Source organism: Klebsiella sp. BIGb0132 (genome assembly GCF_024810075.1).
Lineage (GTDB): Bacteria > Pseudomonadota > Gammaproteobacteria > Enterobacterales > Enterobacteriaceae > Klebsiella > Klebsiella terrigena.
Map to the genome: position 1 here is coordinate 44,228 of NZ_JANUDW010000010.1, position 16,274 is coordinate 60,501.

Genomic DNA, 16,274 nt, shown 5'->3' on the forward strand with positions numbered 1-16,274 from the left:
TTACAATAGCCGGTAATGAGTCCGCATTTGCATTAGCCGTATCATATTTATTATTGATTTCGGCACAAATAATCTAAGAGGTCATTGAATGAAATTAAATCAGATTGCTAAACACCTGGCGATGGCCGGTGTTCTGGTTTCGCTGTCCGCTTCCGCTTTTGCGCAGGTTCAGCCGAACGATGCGACGCCTGCCACCCGCCAGGCCAATAGCGCGCTGTACAACAAGCTGCCGTTTGCCGATAAAACCGATTTTGCAAACGCGCATAAAGGCTTCATCGCCGCGCTGCCGTCGAGCATGATTAAAGGCGAACAGGGCAACGTTATTTGGGATCCGGCGAAATACGACTTCGTTAAAGAAGGCCAAAAATCTCCGGATAGCGTTAACCCTAGCCTGTGGCGCCAGTCCCAGCTGATTAATATCGGCGGTCTGTTCAAGGTCACCGACGGCGTTTACCAGATTCGCAACCTCGACCTCTCCAACATGACCATTATCGAAGGTGATAAAGGCATTACCATCATCGATCCGCTGCTGAGCGCCGAACCGGCCAAAGAGGGGCTGGACCTCTACTACGCCAATCGCGGCAAGAAGCCGGTGGTCGCGGTACTGTTCACCCACAGCCATGTTGACCACTACGGCGGCATTCGCGGCGTGGTTGACGAAGCCGACGTTAAGTCAGGCAAAGTCAAAATCTACGCGCCGGACGGCTTTATGAAAGAAGCGGTTTCGGAAAATATCATGGCCGGTACGGCGATGAGCCGCCGCGCCAGCTATATGTACGGCAACCTGCTCAAGCCCGACGCGAAAGGTCAGGTTGGCGCGGGTCTGGGGACCACCACCTCCGCCGGTACCGTTACGCTGATCCAGCCGACAAACTACATCACCAAAACCGGGCAGGAAGAGGTGATTGATGGCCTGACCTACGATTTCATGATGGCGCCGGGCTCTGAGGCCCCGTCGGAAATGCTGTGGTACGTCAAAGAGAAGAAAATGATCGAAGCGGCGGAGGACGTGACCCACACGCTGCACAACACCTACTCCCTGCGCGGCGCAAAAATCCGCGATCCGCTGGCGTGGTCGAAATACATCAACGCCGCCATCGATCGCTGGGGCAGCGACGCCGACGTGATTATCGCGCAGCACCACTGGCCGACCTGGGGCAACGACAACATTGTTAAGCTGATGAAAGGCCAGCGCGACATGTATCGCTATATCAACGACCAGACCCTGCGCATGGCTAACGAAGGCCTGACCCGCGACGAAATTGCCGCGAACTTCAAGCTGCCGGAAGCGCTGGAGAAGCAGTGGTCAAGCCGGGGCTACTACGGTTCCGTCAGCCACAACGTCAAGGCCACCTACGTGTACTATCTCGGCTGGTTCGACGGCAACCCGGCCACCCTCGACGAGCTGCCGCCCGAGCAGGCTGCGAAGAAGTTTGTCGAATATATGGGCGGCGCCGGCAATATCCTGAGCAAAGCCAAAGAGGATTACCGCCAGGGTAACTATCGCTGGGTGGCGCAGGTCACCAGCAAAGTGGTGTTCGCCGACCCGCAAAACCAGGACGCGCGGAACCTCGAAGCGGATGCTCTGGAGCAGCTGGGCTACCAGGCGGAAGCCGGCACCTGGCGTAACTTCTACCTCACCGGCGCGCAGGAGCTGCGTAACGGCGTGCAGAAGCTGCCAACGCCGAACACCGCCAGCCCGGATACCGTCCGCGCGATGACCCCGGAAATGTTCTTCGACTACCTGGGCGTGCATATTAACGGCGAAAAAGCCGGCGCGGCGAAGGCGATTCTCAACGTCGATCTGGGTAAAGACGGCGGCAAGTACAAGCTGGAGCTGGAAAACGGCGTTCTGAACCACACCGCCAACGCGGTCGCCGACAACGCGGATGCCAACATCACCCTCGATCGCGATACGCTGAACAAGATTATCCTCAAGCAAGAGACCCTGAAGCAGGCGGTTGATCAAGGTGAGGTGAAAATTACCGGTAATGCTGCGAAGCTGGACGAAATGCTGAGCTACATGGACAAGTTTGAGTTCTGGTTCAATATCGTTACTCCGTAACTGAGCCGATTATCATCCCCCGAGGCCGCCGGTCGCGGGGGATTTTTTTGGCTATTTCCCGCGACCGCCCCCCTGCACTTCCCGCCCTTATTCCCCTGCCCTTGCGCGCACATCTCGATTTGCTTTCCCCACCGCCCGGGCACAAGATTAGCAGTGGGAATAATGATTTTCGCAGATAACCAACCGAGGTGGGCTATGTCCGTTTATCACCATGCGCTGGTGCTGATTAACAGCAGCATTGACGGGATTCCGCTGCTTCAGCACGCGGCTAAAATGGCCGAAGAGAGCGCCATGAAGATAACCATCGCCCACATCAGCACCGACTATCGGGCGCTGAACTACGTTTCCGACTGCCTGATGGATGATGACGTCTCGCAGGAGGTCATCCAGGCCAAAGCCCTGCTCAACGAACTGGCGACCACCGTCGCCCTGCCGGTGCAGACGCTGGCGCTGGTCACCGCCCGCCGCTTTGCCGACGTCGAAGCGTGCGTGCAACAGCGCAGTATCGATTTGATTATTGCCGGGCACCGCAACCGGCTGCTGGGGGTGATGGCTTCCCACTCCCTCGAGTACATTAACCATCTCAGCGTCGACGTGCTGATTAAGCACCTGCCGTAGCTCGCTCGCGCTGGCACCGTCCGGCCGATTAGGGATTCACTTCCCGCAGCGAACTCAGCAGCAACGCGAAGCTCGACTCAATCAGCGGCGGCAGCGTCTGCGGCCCGCGCATCAGCGCCACGGTGCGGCTCAGCGCCGGCTGCTGCAGCTGGGCTATCTTCAGCTGCGGATCGCATAGGTGGGTGGTATAGAGCTCGGGAAGAATGGCTATCGCCAGCCGCGAGCGCACCAGGCCATACAGCGTTTCGATATAGTCCACCTGATAGCGCGTATTCAGCGTCAGGCGATGGCTCTCCGCCAGCGCCCCCACCAGCCGCTGGATATTGCCCTTCGAGAACACCGCGATATCGCGGCCGGCCAGCAGCTTCCACGGCAGATGCGGCTGACCGGCGAGCGGATCGTCGCCGTGCAGCACCGCCACAAACGGGTCCTCGCGCAGCGGATAGACCTGCAGCTCTGCGGGGATCGAACTGTCGATGGCGCCCACGGCGAAATCAATCCGCCCGCTCAGCAGCTCGCGCACCAGCGCGTCGTTGGCCCGATCGTGAAACTCGACCCGCAGGCGCGGAAAGGTTTCGGCCAGGGTCTGCGGCAGCAGGGGAAAAAGCAGCGAGCTGACCGACGGCATCAGGCCGATGCGCACCGTGCCGTCGCCGCCGGCTTCAACAATCTGCTGCATATCCTGAAACGCCAACTGGGCCACGCTCAGCACGCGCTGCGCGTGGGGCAGGATCGCCGCGCCCAGTTCGGTCAGCGTGACCGAAGAGGCGGTGCGGTTCACCAGCCTGCCGCCGAGCACCGCTTCAACCTGGCGCAGCGCGCTGCTCAGCGCCGGTTGGCTGATGGCCAGCCGGTTGGCGGTATCGGTAAAGTGACGCAGCTGCGCCAGGGTAACAAAATACTGGAGCTGCTTGAGAGAAAGCGCGGGCAGCCGCTGCCAGGGTTCGGTCATGTTATCCATCGCTGAGGGTGAGTAGGCAGAATAACCCGAGCTTATCGGGCGATAAATTTATTCATCTGGGCAAACGTTTGCTGTGCCCCTAGAGTAGCGCCATTATCCTTGTGCCGGAGTTGTTATGTCCAGCAGTGCTGAAAACCGCCGCCGCGCCGTCCAGGCCGCCCGGGGCGAATTGCCGTTCGACCTGTTACTCACCGGGGGGCAGATCGTTGATATGGTCACCGGGGAACTCCGCGCCGCCGACGTTGGCATCGTCGGCGAGATGATTGCCAGCGTCCATCCGCGCGGCAGCCGCAGCGACGCCGCTGAAGCCCGCGACCTGCAGGGCGCCTACCTCTCCCCGGGGTTGATGGATACCCACGTCCATCTCGAAAGCTCCCATCTCCCCCCCGAGCGCTACGCGGAAATCGTCCTCGCCCAGGGCACCACGGCGGTATTTTGGGATCCGCACGAGCTGGCCAACGTGCTCGGCGTGGAGGGCGTGCGCTACGCCGTTGCCGCCAGCCGCAATCTGCCGCTGGAGGTGATGGTCGCCGCCCCTTCCAGCGTCCCGTCCACGCCCGGTCTGGAGATGTCCGGCGCCGATTTTGCCGGAGAAGAGATGACCACCATGCTGGCGTGGCCGGAGGTGCGCGGCGTGGCGGAAGTGATGGACATGCACGGCGTGCTGCACGCCAGCGAGCGGATGCAGGAGATAGTCCAGGCGGGCCTGGACAGCGGCAAGCTGATTGAAGGCCACGCCCGCGGGCTGAACGGCGCGGACCTGCAGGCCTATCTGGCCGCCGGCGTCACCTCCGATCATGAACTCACCTCGGCGGAGGATGCGCTGGAAAAGCTGCGCGCCGGCCTGACGCTGCAGATTCGTGGCTCGCACCCCTATCTGCTGGAGGATATCGTCAAGGCGCTGAAAACCCTGCCGCACCTCTCCTCGCAGATCACCGTCTGCACCGACGACGTGCCGCCGGATATGCTGCTGGAAAAAGGCGGCATTATCGCCCTGCTCAACCTGCTGATCGGGCACGGCCTGCCGGCCACCGATGCCCTGCGCTTCGCCACGCTGAACGCAGCGATTCGCCTACAGCGCCATGACTTAGGCCTGATTGCCGCCGGCCGCCGCGCGGACCTGGTGGTGTTCCCTGACCTGGATAAGCTGCAGGCGCGCGAGGTCTACGTTGCCGGGAAGCTGATTGCCCGGGACGGGCGGCTGTGCCGGCCAATCCCTGCGGCCACCGGCGTCGCGCCGCCGCGCGATACCCTGCAGCTTGCGCCGCTGAGCGCCGACGACTTTATCCTTAAGGTGGGCGGTATTCACCACGGCGTTGCCCGCCTGCGGCATATTCGCGGCGCGCGCTTTACGCAGTGGGGAGAAGTCGAGGTGCAGATCCGCGACGGCAAAGTCCAGCTGCCCGACGGCTTCAGCCTGATTTGGGTCAAGCACCGCCACGGTCGCCATCAGGCGACGCCGCAGATTGCCCTGCTTGAGGGCTGGGGCGAGCTGCGCGGGGCGATTGCCACCAGCTACTCCCACGACTCGCACAACCTCGTGGTGCTCGGCCGAGACGCCGAAGAGATGGCACGGGCCGCCAACCGGCTGATCGCCTCCGGCGGCGGCATGGCGCTGGCGCAGCGGGGGGAGATTCTGGCCCACGTCGCCATGCCGATTGCCGGAATGCTTTCCGACCTGCCGGCGACGGAGCTGGCGCGCCAGTTCCGCGAGCTGCGCGACCTGAGCGCCGAAATTGCCGACTGGGAGCCGCCGTACCGGGTGTTTAAGGCCATCGAGGGGACCTGCCTCGCCTGCAACGCCGGGCCGCATTTGACCGATTTGGGCTTGACCGACGGCACCACCCGCCGGATCGTCGACCCGCTGATAGCCTGCCGGGAAACCCCGGAGCATACCCACAACAATAATCACGGAGCCTGATAATGGCTGACAACACGCTTCCTGCATCAACCCGGGGCCGCTGGCTGGAACGGCGATTTGCCCTCTACTCCCGCGGCAGCACGCTGCGCACCGAGTGCCTGGCGGGGGTCACCGGCTTTCTCGCCGCCGCCTATCTGCTGGTGGTGATCCCCGGCCTGCTGGCGGTCGGCGGAATGGATAAAGGCGCGGTCACTACCGGAACCATTCTGGTCTTCGTCGCCGGCACGCTGCTGATGGCGTTCTACGCGAACCTGCCGTTTATCGTCGGCCCCGGCATCGGCGGGTCGGTGCTGGTGGGCGTCACCCTCGCCGGGAGCGAAGGCATCGGCTGGCAAATCGGCCTCGGCATCGCCTGCTGGTCCGGGATTCTGTTCTTCCTGTTGACCAAATTCGGCCTGCGCGAGGTGGTGACCCGCTCGGTGCCGCAGTCGATCAAGCTGGGGCTCACCGCCTCCATCGGGCTGTTCGTGGCGGTTCTCGGCTTTCGCAACGCCGGCCTGGTGCTGGCGAATGCGAAAACCAACGCCCTGATGCTCGGCGACTTCCTCTCCCCCGGCGCGCTGGTAGCGCTGTGCGGCCTGTTTCTCGCCATTGCGCTGCAGGCGCGGCGCATTCCGGGCGCGATCCTGTGGGCGATCCTCGTTGCCACCCTTGTCGGGATCCCGTTCGGCGTCACCCGGCTGCCGACCAGCTTTATCGCCATGCCGCACTCGCTGACGCCGGTCCTCGGCCACGTCGATATGCTCGGCGCGCTGAATATCGCCTTTCTGCCGTTTCTGTTTATCTTTTTCGCCTCCGAGTTTTTCTCCACCATGGGAACCACTTTGGCGGTAGGCGGCGAGGCGGGACTGCTGGATGAAGAGGGCAATATGGTGCACATCAACCGGCCGTTTATGGTTGACTCCATTGCTGCGGCCATCGGGCCGTGGGTCGGCATTCCGGCGGCCACCGCGCTGATTGAGTCCTCCGCGGCGGCCGAAGCCGGCGGTAAAACCGGGCTGACGGCGCTGGCGGCGGCGGTGATGTTCCTGCTGATGCTGCTGTTTACCCCGATTGCGCTGATGATCCCCAAAGAGGCCACTGCGCCGGCGCTGATCCTGATTGGCCTGAATATGTTCAGCGGCCTGCGCAAGGTCGATTTAGCCAACTTTACCGACGGGCTGCCGGTGCTGATGATGGTGATGATCACCCTGATTGCCAACAGCTTCGGTACCGGCATCGCCGGTGGGCTGCTGTTCTACGTGGTGATTAAGAGCGTGGCCGGAAAGTGGCGCGAGATCCCGTTAGGGCTGTGGATCCTCGCGATTCCGCTGGTCTACTACTTCGCGACCCTGGTCAGGCACTAGGGCGCTGGTTGTGCAGCGCCTCGCAGCGGGCCTTCACCTCTTCATACAGCAAACGCACCGCGGCAGAGAGCTGCTTGCGGTGCGGGCAAATCATATTCAGCGGCACCCGGTCGCCCTGATACTGCGGCAGCAGGACCTGCAGCCGCCCGGCGCGAATATCGTCGCTGACGTCGAGCCAGGACTTGTAGGCAAACCCCTCCCCGGCAATTGCCAGGCGGCGAATCACTTCCGCATCGTCGCTAACGATAACGCCAGAAACCTGCAGGTGCTGAACCTCGCCCGCCAGGCTTAACGGCCAGCGATCGAACTGCCTGCCGCGCAGCACGTACAGCAGAGCGTTACGCTGTGCCAGCTCCTCCAGGGTTTGCGGTTCGCCGTGTTCGGTGATCCACGCCGGGGAAGCCACCAGCACCCGGCGGTTTTCCGCCGCCACCGGCAGCGAGATAAACGACGCGTCGTCGTTATCGCCGTAGCGAAAGGCCACGTCGACCGGATCTTTAAACACGTCGGTGCGGTGATCGGAGAACAGGATACGCAGCCTGAGCTCCGGGTAGCGCTGGCGGAATCCGCGAAACACGGTCAGCAGCAGGTTGCGCCCGAGGTCGGAGGGCACCGCAATTTGCAGCGTGCCGCGGATTTGGTCATCCGGCAGCTGAATCTTTTGCAGCCCGGCGTGCAGGGTATCGAGCATCTGCGTGGCATAGGGCAGCCAGGTCTCCCCTTCGGGGGTCAGGCGCAGGCTGCGGGTTGAGCGGGCAAAAAGGCGGATATTCAGCGTGGTCTCCAGACGCTTAATCGCCGCGCTCACCTGCGCCGGCTGCTGCCCAACCTCCCGCGCCGCGTCGCTAAAGCTGCCCAACGCCGCCGCGCGGACAAATAACGTCAGATCTTCCAGCCTGAACATATTCACTCCCACCTCCGGAACCCCGGACTTTTCCTAAAACAGGCGCGGTTTGCTGAATCGCGTAATCGGCACCATCGTTTGCTTACATTTTTAATCAACCAGTACTTGCCATCGCCCTCACGCTTCGGAATGATACGAGGCTGCGATTTTGTGTCCAGGATAATAATGAGGAATTTATGCGTAAAACAAAAATGATGCTTCTGGGCGTACTGCTGGCCGGCACCTGCGCAGTTGGGTCGGTCTCCGCCGCCGATCTGCAGAAATATGAGCTGGACGGCGTGACCTCCGACTTCCAGCAGTTTCGCGTCGGCGATAGCGTACCGCCGCTGTATATGACCCCGGAGTACACCATTAAGCAGTGGCAGCAGCGCCACCTGCCGGCGCCAGACGCCAACACCCACTGGACCTATATGGGCGGCAGCTACGTGATGGTCACCGAGCCGGAAGGCAAAATTGTCAAAATTTACGACGGCGAGATTTTCTACCAGCACTGATTGTGCGTAGCGGCCGCTTGCCGCCACGAAAAACGCCCGGTCCTTCTGCTGCTCCCGCATGGCGCAGCGAAGTCCCGGGCGTTGTTTTATCCGCGACGCTTACACCGCGCGGAAGGCGATCTCGCTGGGGATAACCTCACCCTGCCAGTAGAGCTGGGCCGCTACGCGCCCTGCCAGCTGGCGATAGATATCGGTAAACTCGCTTTCCGGGCGAGCGATCACCGTCGGGGTGCCGTTATCCAGGTCCTCGCGCAGATGAATGTGCAGCGGCAGCTGGCCAAGCAGCTGGGTGTGATATTTTTCCGCCAGCTTCTGCGCACCGCCGGTGCCAAAGATAGCCTCATGGTGACCACAGTTGCTGCAAATATGCATGCTCATGTTCTCCACGATACCCAGCACCGGCACCTCCACTTTTTCGAACATCACGATGCCCTTTTTGGCATCGATCAGCGCGATGTCCTGCGGCGTGGTGACCACCAGTGCGCCGGTTACCGGGATGTTTTGCGCCAGCGTCAGCTGAATGTCGCCGGTGCCCGGCGGCATATCCAGCACCAGATAGTCGAGATCCGGCCACAGCGTCTCCTGCAGCATCTGCATCAGCGCTTTACTGGCCATCGGGCCGCGCCACACCATGGCGTTCTCGTCAGTCACCAGATAGCCGATGGAGTTAGTGGCGAGGCCGAATTTCATAATTGGCGCCATATGGGTGCCGTCCGGCGAGGTGGGACGCTGATCTTCAGCGCCCAGCATGGTAGGAATCGACGGGCCGTAAATATCGGCGTCGAGAATACCGACCTTCGCCCCTTCCGCCGCCAGCGCCAGCGCGAGGTTGACCGCCGTGGACGATTTGCCGACGCCGCCCTTGCCGGAGCTCACGGCAATAATATTCTTCACGCCGTTAACGCCCGGCTGGTTTTTCACCCGCTTCAGGGTGGCGATGCTGTGCGTCAGCTTCCAGTCGATAGCCTGCGCGCCGGTAATGCGCAGCAGCTCGGCGCTGCACTGCTCTTTCAGGGCTTCAAAAGCGCTGTGCCAGACGAACGGCATCTGAATCTCGATATGCACGGTGTCGTCCAGCCAGGCAACGTGGTGCAGCGCCTTCAGCGCGGTGAGATTATGCTTCAAAGTGGGGTGCTGAAAATTAGCCAGCGTTCCGGCGACCATCGCGCGTAGACGTTCGGGGGATTTGGCCTGGGATTGCGAATTCATCCCGACTCCTTTGTTGTTATGAGATGCTTTCAGTAATGATTGAGTTTATCACAGCTGAGGATTATCCATATATGGTCAGCCATTTATGGCGCACCCAGTGCCCTTTTGGTAATATCGGAAGCCCTTTTTACAACAGAAGATGTAATGCTCACTATGACTCAAGTCGCGAAGAAAATTCTGGTAACGTGCGCACTGCCGTACGCCAACGGCTCAATCCACCTCGGCCACATGCTGGAGCACATCCAGGCTGATGTCTGGGTCCGTTACCAGCGAATGCGCGGCCACGAGGTCAACTTCATCTGCGCCGACGACGCCCACGGCACGCCGATCATGCTGAAGGCTCAGCAGCTTGGCGTCTCTGCGGAGCAGATGATTGGCGAGATGAGTCAGGAGCACCAGACCGATTTTGCCGGTTTCGACATCAGCTACGATAACTACCACTCCACCCACAGCGACGAAAACCGCGAGCTGTCGGAGCTTATCTACTCGCGCCTGAAAGAGAACGGTTTTATTAAAAACCGCACCATCTCTCAGCTCTACGATCCGGAAAAAGGGATGTTCCTCCCCGACCGTTTCGTGAAGGGAACCTGTCCGAAATGCAAATCACCGGATCAGTACGGCGATAACTGCGAAGTGTGCGGCGCGACCTACAGCCCGACCGAGCTTATCGAGCCGAAATCGGTGGTTTCCGGCGCGACGCCGGTGATGCGTGAATCCGAGCACTTCTTCTTCGACCTGCCCTCCTTTAGCGAGATGCTGCAGGCGTGGACCCGCAGCGGCGCGCTGCAGGAGCAGGTGGCGAATAAGATGCAGGAGTGGTTCGAGTCGGGTCTGCAGCAGTGGGACATCTCCCGCGATGCGCCGTACTTCGGTTTCGAAATTCCCAACGCGCCGGGCAAATACTTCTACGTCTGGCTGGACGCGCCGATCGGCTACATGGGTTCATTCAAAAATCTGTGCGACAAGCGCGGCGACAGCGAAAGCTTTGACGCCTACTGGAAGAAAGACTCTGACGCCGAGCTGTATCACTTTATCGGCAAGGATATCGTCTACTTCCACAGCCTGTTCTGGCCGGCGATGCTGGAAGGCAGCGGCTTCCGCAAGCCAACCAACCTGTTCGTTCACGGCTACGTGACGGTCAACGGCGCGAAGATGTCTAAATCGCGCGGTACCTTCATCAAGGCCAGCACCTGGCTGAACCACTTTGATGCCGACAGCCTGCGCTACTACTACGCCGCCAAGCTCTCTTCGCGCATCGACGATATCGACCTGAACCTCGAAGACTTCATTCAGCGCGTGAATGCTGACATCGTCAACAAGCTGGTTAACCTCGCATCGCGCAACGCCGGCTTTATCGCCAAACGTTTCGACGGCATGCTGTCGGCAGAGCTTGCGGACCCGGCGCTGTATCAAACCTTCACCGATGCGGCAGCAAGCATTGGCGAAGCCTGGGACAGCCGCGAGTTCGGTAAGGCCATCCGTGAAATCATGGCGCTGGCCGACGTGGCCAACCGCTACGTTGACGAGCAGGCGCCGTGGGTCGTCGCCAAACAGGAGGGCCGCGATGGCGATCTGCAGGCAATCTGCACCATGGGCCTGAATATGTTCCGCGTGCTGATGACCTGGCTCAAGCCGGTGCTGCCGCAGCTGACCGCCCGCGCCGAAGCCTTCCTCAACGCCGAGCTGAGCTGGGATGCCGTTCAGCAGCCGCTGCTGGCGCATAAGGTCAACACCTTCAAAGCGCTGTATAACCGCATCGAAATGAAGCAGGTTGAGGCGCTGGTAGAGGCATCGAAGGAAGAGGTGAAGGCGCTCTCCGCACCGGTCAGCGGCCCGCTGGCGGACGATCCGCTGCAGGAAACCATCACCTTTGATGATTTTGCCAAAGTCGATATGCGCATCGCGCTGATTGAAAACGCCGAATTCGTCGACGGCTCCGACAAGCTGCTGCGCCTGACGCTGGATATCGGCGGCGAGAAGCGCAACGTCTTCTCCGGCATCCGCAGCGCCTACCCCGACCCGCAGGCGCTGATTGGCCGCCTGACGGTGATGGTAGCGAACCTCGCGCCGCGCAAGATGCGCTTCGGCATCTCCGAAGGGATGGTGATGGCGGCGGGCCCTGGCGGGAAAGATATCTTCCTGCTCAGCCCGGACAGCGGCGCCCAGCCAGGCCAACAGGTCAAATAATCTCCGCGAAAAACGCTGCCCCGGCAGCGTTTTTTTTTGCCCGCTGCCCGCCCGGACGGGCGCTTTTATTTGCACCCCTCGCGGATAAGAACAATACTCAATACGCTATTCTGACAACGGAACGGTATACATACCAACACAGGGAACCGGGATGAAATACACACACAGGCTGACCGCAATCGCCGTCGCCGCTCTGCTGACCACGGCGCTGGCCGGCTGCGACAACAAAAAAGAGCAGAGCAAAACCTTTAACCGCGCGGCCGAAGGCGTCGAGCTCAGCTTTACCTACTATTATGATGGCGATAAGGTGCTGCGCCAGGATGCCAACAACACCATCCCCTATAAAACCATCGGCGCCAGCAATAAAGAGCAGGCGCGGGCGATTATTGAACCGATGAGCAGCGTTTACCGCAGCATAAAGGGCGTGGAGCAGACCATCGACTATAAAGACAGCTATGCCCTGGAGCATCTGAGCGTCGATTTTAGCGAGGCGAAGATCGGCGAGCTGTGCAAGCTGCCGGGATCGATGTTTACCGACTGCTCGCGGCAGTTCGTGTCGATGTCGGTGTCGACAAAATTACTCGAAGAGCAGGGTTTTCAGGAAGTGAAGTAGGTCATCGCCCGGCTAAGCGTTGCGCCAGCCGGGCCGCCTGAGGCTGCAACTCAGGCTTTAGCGGCGTGAACGCGCTCGGTCAGACCGCGCAGGAAATAGCGCAGGAACTGGTCGCCGCACTCGCGGAAGTTTTTATGCTCCGGCGCGCGCATCATGGCGGTAATTTCCGGCATCGAGACGCGGAACTGCTGCTGGGTCAAAATGGCGAGAATATCGTCGGTCTTCAGGGAGAAGGCGATACGCAGCTTTTTCAACACGATATTGTTATTCACCCGACGCTCAACCGCCAGCGGCGGCGCGGACTCATCTTTACCGCGTTTATCGTAAATCAGACCGTTGAGGAAGATCGACAGGAGAATATCCGGGCAGCGCTGGAAGCCGTCCTCATCCTCTTTTTTCAGCCACGGTACCAGCTGCTCTGCGCTGACGACGGAATCGCCGAGGGCGAAAATACGCACCAGGCCATCATTATTGGTTTTCAAGGTGTAGCGCAGGCTACGTAGGATATCGTTGCTGATCATAATGCCTTCATGATGAAAAATACTGGCGCTAAGTCTACCACGATTCTGCCGTTTTACAGACCAATCGCCTCTTTCAGGCTTTTTAAGTAGCGGCGGCTGACCGGCACCGTATGCCCGGCGCGCATCAGCAGCTCGGCCTGGCCGTTCTCCTCGAGACGGATCTCCTTCAGGTGGGCCATATTGACCAGATACTGACGGTGGCAGCGCAGCAGCGGCGTTCGGCTCTCGAGGGTGCGCAGGGTCAGCTCGGTAAAGCCCTCCTTCCCTTCGCTGTCGGTGACGTAAATACCGCTCATCCGGCTGCTGACAAACGCCACGTCCTCCATCTGCAGCAGCCAGATCCGACTATGCCCGCTGCAGGGAATATACTTCAGCGCCTGCCGGGCATCGTCGAGCAGCGAGATATCCTGCAGGCTGCGCTCCTGGCGCAGGCGCGCGAGGGTTTTATCCAGCCTCGCGCCCTCAATCGGCTTGAGCAGATAGTCAAACGCGTGCTCCTCGAACGCCTTAACCGCATATTCGTCGAAGGCGGTCAGGAACACGATATAGGGCCGATGCTCCGGGTCGAGCATGCCGACCATCTCCAGCCCGCTGATGCGCGGCATCTGGATGTCGAGGAACAGCACGTCCGGGCGCAGCTTGTGCACCGCGCCGATCGCCTCAACGGCGTTACCGCACTCGCCCACGATCTCGATATCGCTCTGCGCTTCCAGCAGGATCCGCAGGTTTTCACGCGCCAGCGGCTCATCATCAACTATCAGTACTTTTAACACGCGCTCTCCTCCACGGGCAGTCGCAGCGTAACGCGGGTAAAGCGCTCGGCTTCACAGGTCACGGTAATTCCACACTCGGCGCCAAATCGCGCCCGCAGCCGCCGGTCCACCAGGCTCATGCCGAGTCCGCTGGCGTCCGGATTGGCCTGATACAGCCCGGCGTTATCTTCAATATCCAGCTGCAGCCAGCGCTCATCCTGGCTGGCGCGAATGATAATCTCGCCCACCCCAAGGTGCTGCGAGGTGCCGTGCTTAATGGCGTTTTCAACGATCGGCTGCAGCGTAAACGCCGGCAGCTGGTGATGCGCCAGCGCCTCGGGCACCAGCATCTGAATCTGTAGATTGGCCTGGAAACGCGCCTTTTCAATCTGCAGGTAGGCGTTCACATGCTCAATCTCATCCGCCAGGGTGACAATCTCCGACGGCCGCTTCAGGTTCTTGCGAAAGAAGGTCGACAGATACTGCACCAGCTGGCCGGCCTGGTCGCTGTCGCGGCGGATCACCGCCTTCAGGGTATTGAGGGCGTTGAACAGAAAATGGGGGTTAACCTGGGCATGCAGCAGCTTAATTTCCGACTGGGTGAGCAGCGCCTTCTGGCGCTCATACTGTCCGGCAAGAATTTGCGCCGACAGCAGCTGGGCAATCCCCTCGCCCAGCGTGCGGTTGATTGAGCTGAACAGCCGGTTCTTGGCCTCATACAGCTTGATGGTGCCAATCACCCGCTGATTCTCGCCGCGCAGCGGGATCACCAGCGTCGAGCCGAGCTTGCAGTGCGGGTGGATTGAGCAGCGATAGGGAACCTCGTTGCCGTCGGCATACACCACCTCCCCGCTGTCGATCGCCTTTTGGGTGTAGAGGGAGGAGATTGGCTTGCCGGGCAGATGGTGATCGTCGCCGATGCCGGTGAAGGCCAGCAGCCGGTCGCGATCGGTAATCGCTACCGCGCCGATATCCAGCTCCTGGATAAGCACCTGCGCCACCCGCATGCTGTTCTCTTCGTTAAACCCCTGGCGCAGGATCCCCTCCGTCGAGGCCGCGACCTTCAGCGCGGTGGCGGAAAACGCCGAGGTGTATTTTTCAAACATCGCCCGCTTATCGAGCAGGATCCGCATAAACAGCGCGGCGCCAACGGTGTTGGTGACCATCATCGGCGCGGCAATGCTCTGCACCAGATGCAGGGCGTCCTGAAACGGGCGCGCGATCAGCAAGATGATCATCATCTGCACCAGCTCGGCAAAGAAGGTGATCGCCCCGGCGGTCAGCGGGCTAAAGACCTTATCCGGCCGCCCGCGCTTGACGAGGATGCTGTGCACCAGCCCGCCAAGCAGGCCTTCAACAATGGTGGAAACCATGCAGCTTAGCGCGGTCATGCCGCCAAGCGAGTAGCGATGCAGCCCGCCGGTCAGCCCAACGAGGCCACCGACCACCGGCCCGCCGAGCAGGCCGCCCATCACCGCGCCGATGGCCCGGGTATTGGCGATAGAGTCTTCGATATGCAGGCCGAAGTAGGTCCCGAGAATGCAGAAAATGGAGAAGGTGACGTAGCACAGCAGCTTGTGCGGCAGACGGACGGTAACCTGCATCAGGGGGATGAACAGCCGCGTCTTGCTCATCAGCCACGCGATGACTAAAAAGACGCACATCTGCTGAAGCAGCAGCAACACCAGATCGAACTCGTACATACCCGCAGACCACACATCACCTGAAAGCGCGTAACATACACCGCCGGGGAAAATCTTTCTTTGAAGCGCTACAAGAAAATGAACATTCATGGCCGGGATCACACTTCTTAGCGCCTCGCTCTCTTTTGTCAGCACAAAAAATGAGCAAATATTTCCCCTTCCACAAACAGCTTCTACAGTTATAGGGAGGAGAATTCTGCGGGAGGGGAAGAGATGACGCTTTATACGATTGGTGAAGTGGCCCAGCTTTGCGATGTTAACCCGGTCACGCTTCGCGCCTGGCAGCGGCGCTACGGACTGCTTAAACCTCAGCGTACCGACGGCGGCCACCGCCTGTTCAACGAGCAGGAAATTGACCGCATCCGCGAAATTAAGCGCTGGATTGACTCCGGTGTTCAGGTAGGAAAAGTCAAAACGCTGCTCGCCGACAGCGACCCGCAGGAGCAAGGCGGCTGGCGCGAACAGCAGGAGATCGTGCTGACGCTGCTCCACGACGGCAGCTACCATCGCCTGCGGGCGTGGATTAAAGAGCGCAGCCACAGCTATCCGGCGCACACCCTGGTCAACCACCTCCTCGTTCCTTTACGCCATCGCCTGCTCAGCCCTCAGCCGACGCTTATCGCACTGCGCGGCATTCTCGACGGGATCCTCATCAACCATATTGCGCAAAGCCTCGCCAGCGCCTGGAAGCACCCCGGCAGCCACGCGCTGGTGGTGGGCTGGAACACCAGCGACATCGCCCGGCTATGGCTGGAGGGCTGGGTGGCCAGCGAACAGGGCTGGCGGGTTGACGTCGTCGCCCACTCGCTGACGCAGATTCGCCCGGAGCTGTTCCCCGAGAGCACCCTGCTGGTGTGGTGCGGCGAAACGCCCGCTTCCGCCGATCAGGAGCAGCTGCTGGGCTGGCAGCAGCAGGGGCGCGTTATCTGGCTAAATAGCAATTAATGTTTCATTAACACCTGCGCTTCACCGTATAATCG

General features: G+C 60.6%; 14 protein-coding genes. 8 read left to right on the plus strand and 6 right to left on the minus strand.

Translation table 11 applies throughout. From position 1 onward, the window contains the following. Positions 1-88 precede the first annotated feature (88 nt). On the plus strand, positions 89-2,065 hold the full coding sequence (locus M2416_RS22105; RefSeq protein ID WP_076945711.1) for an alkyl/aryl-sulfatase: 1,977 nt from the start codon (positions 89-91) through the stop codon (positions 2,063-2,065). Between the two features lie 195 nt (positions 2,066-2,260). Beyond that, complete coding sequence (locus tag M2416_RS22110) at positions 2,261-2,683, plus strand: universal stress protein (protein WP_259226794.1); 423 nt, start codon at positions 2,261-2,263, stop codon at positions 2,681-2,683. A gap of 28 nt (positions 2,684-2,711) precedes the next feature. Here M2416_RS22110 and M2416_RS22115 read toward each other — a convergent pair whose 3' ends face one another. Further along, on the minus strand, positions 2,712-3,635 hold the full coding sequence (locus M2416_RS22115) for a LysR family transcriptional regulator (RefSeq protein WP_076945712.1): 924 nt from the start codon (positions 3,633-3,635) through the stop codon (positions 2,712-2,714). A 124-nt stretch (positions 3,636-3,759) separates the two neighbouring features. On the opposite strand from M2416_RS22115, the gene M2416_RS22120 reads away from it, so the two are divergent. Both M2416_RS22120 and M2416_RS22125 read left to right on the plus strand, forming a co-directional pair. Further along, positions 3,760-5,565 carry an adenine deaminase gene (locus tag M2416_RS22120; protein ID WP_259226799.1) on the plus strand — a complete coding sequence of 602 codons (1,806 nt, stop codon included), beginning with the start codon at positions 3,760-3,762 and terminating at the stop codon, positions 5,563-5,565. 2 nt (positions 5,566-5,567) lie between these two features. Then, complete coding sequence (locus M2416_RS22125) at positions 5,568-6,911, plus strand: NCS2 family permease (protein WP_041146443.1); 1,344 nt, start codon at positions 5,568-5,570, stop codon at positions 6,909-6,911. On the opposite strand, the gene M2416_RS22130 is transcribed toward M2416_RS22125, so the two are convergent. Further along, entirely contained in the window at positions 6,901-7,815 is a 915-nt protein-coding gene (locus M2416_RS22130; RefSeq protein ID WP_259226948.1) for a LysR family transcriptional regulator, read from the minus strand. The genes M2416_RS22125 and M2416_RS22130 overlap by 11 nt on opposite strands. Positions 7,816-7,991: 176 nt before the next feature. On the opposite strand from M2416_RS22130, the gene M2416_RS22135 reads away from it, so the two are divergent. Beyond that, complete coding sequence (locus tag M2416_RS22135) at positions 7,992-8,309, plus strand: RcnB family protein (RefSeq protein ID WP_259226801.1); 318 nt, start codon at positions 7,992-7,994, stop codon at positions 8,307-8,309. A 99-nt stretch (positions 8,310-8,408) separates the two neighbouring features. On the opposite strand, the gene apbC is transcribed toward M2416_RS22135, so the two are convergent. Then, entirely contained in the window at positions 8,409-9,518 is a 1,110-nt protein-coding gene (gene apbC / locus M2416_RS22140; RefSeq protein WP_041146445.1) for an iron-sulfur cluster carrier protein ApbC, read from the minus strand. 153 nt (positions 9,519-9,671) lie between these two features. Between apbC and metG the strand changes: the two genes are divergently transcribed. Together metG and M2416_RS22150 are read left to right on the plus strand one after the other, a co-directional pair. After that, positions 9,672-11,705 (plus strand): methionine--tRNA ligase, encoded by a 2,034-nt coding sequence (metG, locus tag M2416_RS22145; protein ID WP_259226950.1) that lies wholly within the window; start codon positions 9,672-9,674, stop codon positions 11,703-11,705. A 151-nt stretch (positions 11,706-11,856) separates the two neighbouring features. After that, positions 11,857-12,318: a YehR family lipoprotein gene (locus tag M2416_RS22150; RefSeq protein WP_259226802.1), complete on the plus strand. Its 462-nt coding sequence runs from the start codon at positions 11,857-11,859 to the stop codon at positions 12,316-12,318. A 50-nt stretch (positions 12,319-12,368) separates the two neighbouring features. On the opposite strand, the gene M2416_RS22155 is transcribed toward M2416_RS22150, so the two are convergent. Genes M2416_RS22155 through M2416_RS22165 form a run of 3 tightly spaced genes read right to left on the minus strand, consistent with a single transcriptional unit; the run spans position 12,369 to position 15,294 of the window. After that, complete coding sequence (locus tag M2416_RS22155; protein WP_045855829.1) at positions 12,369-12,839, minus strand: YehS family protein; 471 nt, start codon at positions 12,837-12,839, stop codon at positions 12,369-12,371. 53 nt (positions 12,840-12,892) lie between these two features. Further along, positions 12,893-13,612, minus strand: coding sequence for a two-component system response regulator BtsR (gene btsR / locus M2416_RS22160; RefSeq protein ID WP_259226807.1), 720 nt, complete (start codon positions 13,610-13,612; stop codon positions 12,893-12,895). Next, a complete protein-coding gene (locus M2416_RS22165) occupies positions 13,606-15,294 on the minus strand; it encodes a sensor histidine kinase (protein ID WP_259226809.1) in 1,689 nt (562 codons plus the stop codon). Before M2416_RS22165 ends, btsR begins: the two co-directional genes overlap by 7 nt. 213 nt (positions 15,295-15,507) lie before the next feature. Between M2416_RS22165 and M2416_RS22170 the strand changes: the two genes are divergently transcribed. Next, the gene (locus M2416_RS22170; protein ID WP_259226811.1) at positions 15,508-16,239 is read left to right on the plus strand and encodes a MerR family transcriptional regulator; all 732 of its coding nucleotides are present in this window, start codon (positions 15,508-15,510) and stop codon (positions 16,237-16,239) included. Positions 16,240-16,274: the final 35 nt, after the last annotated feature.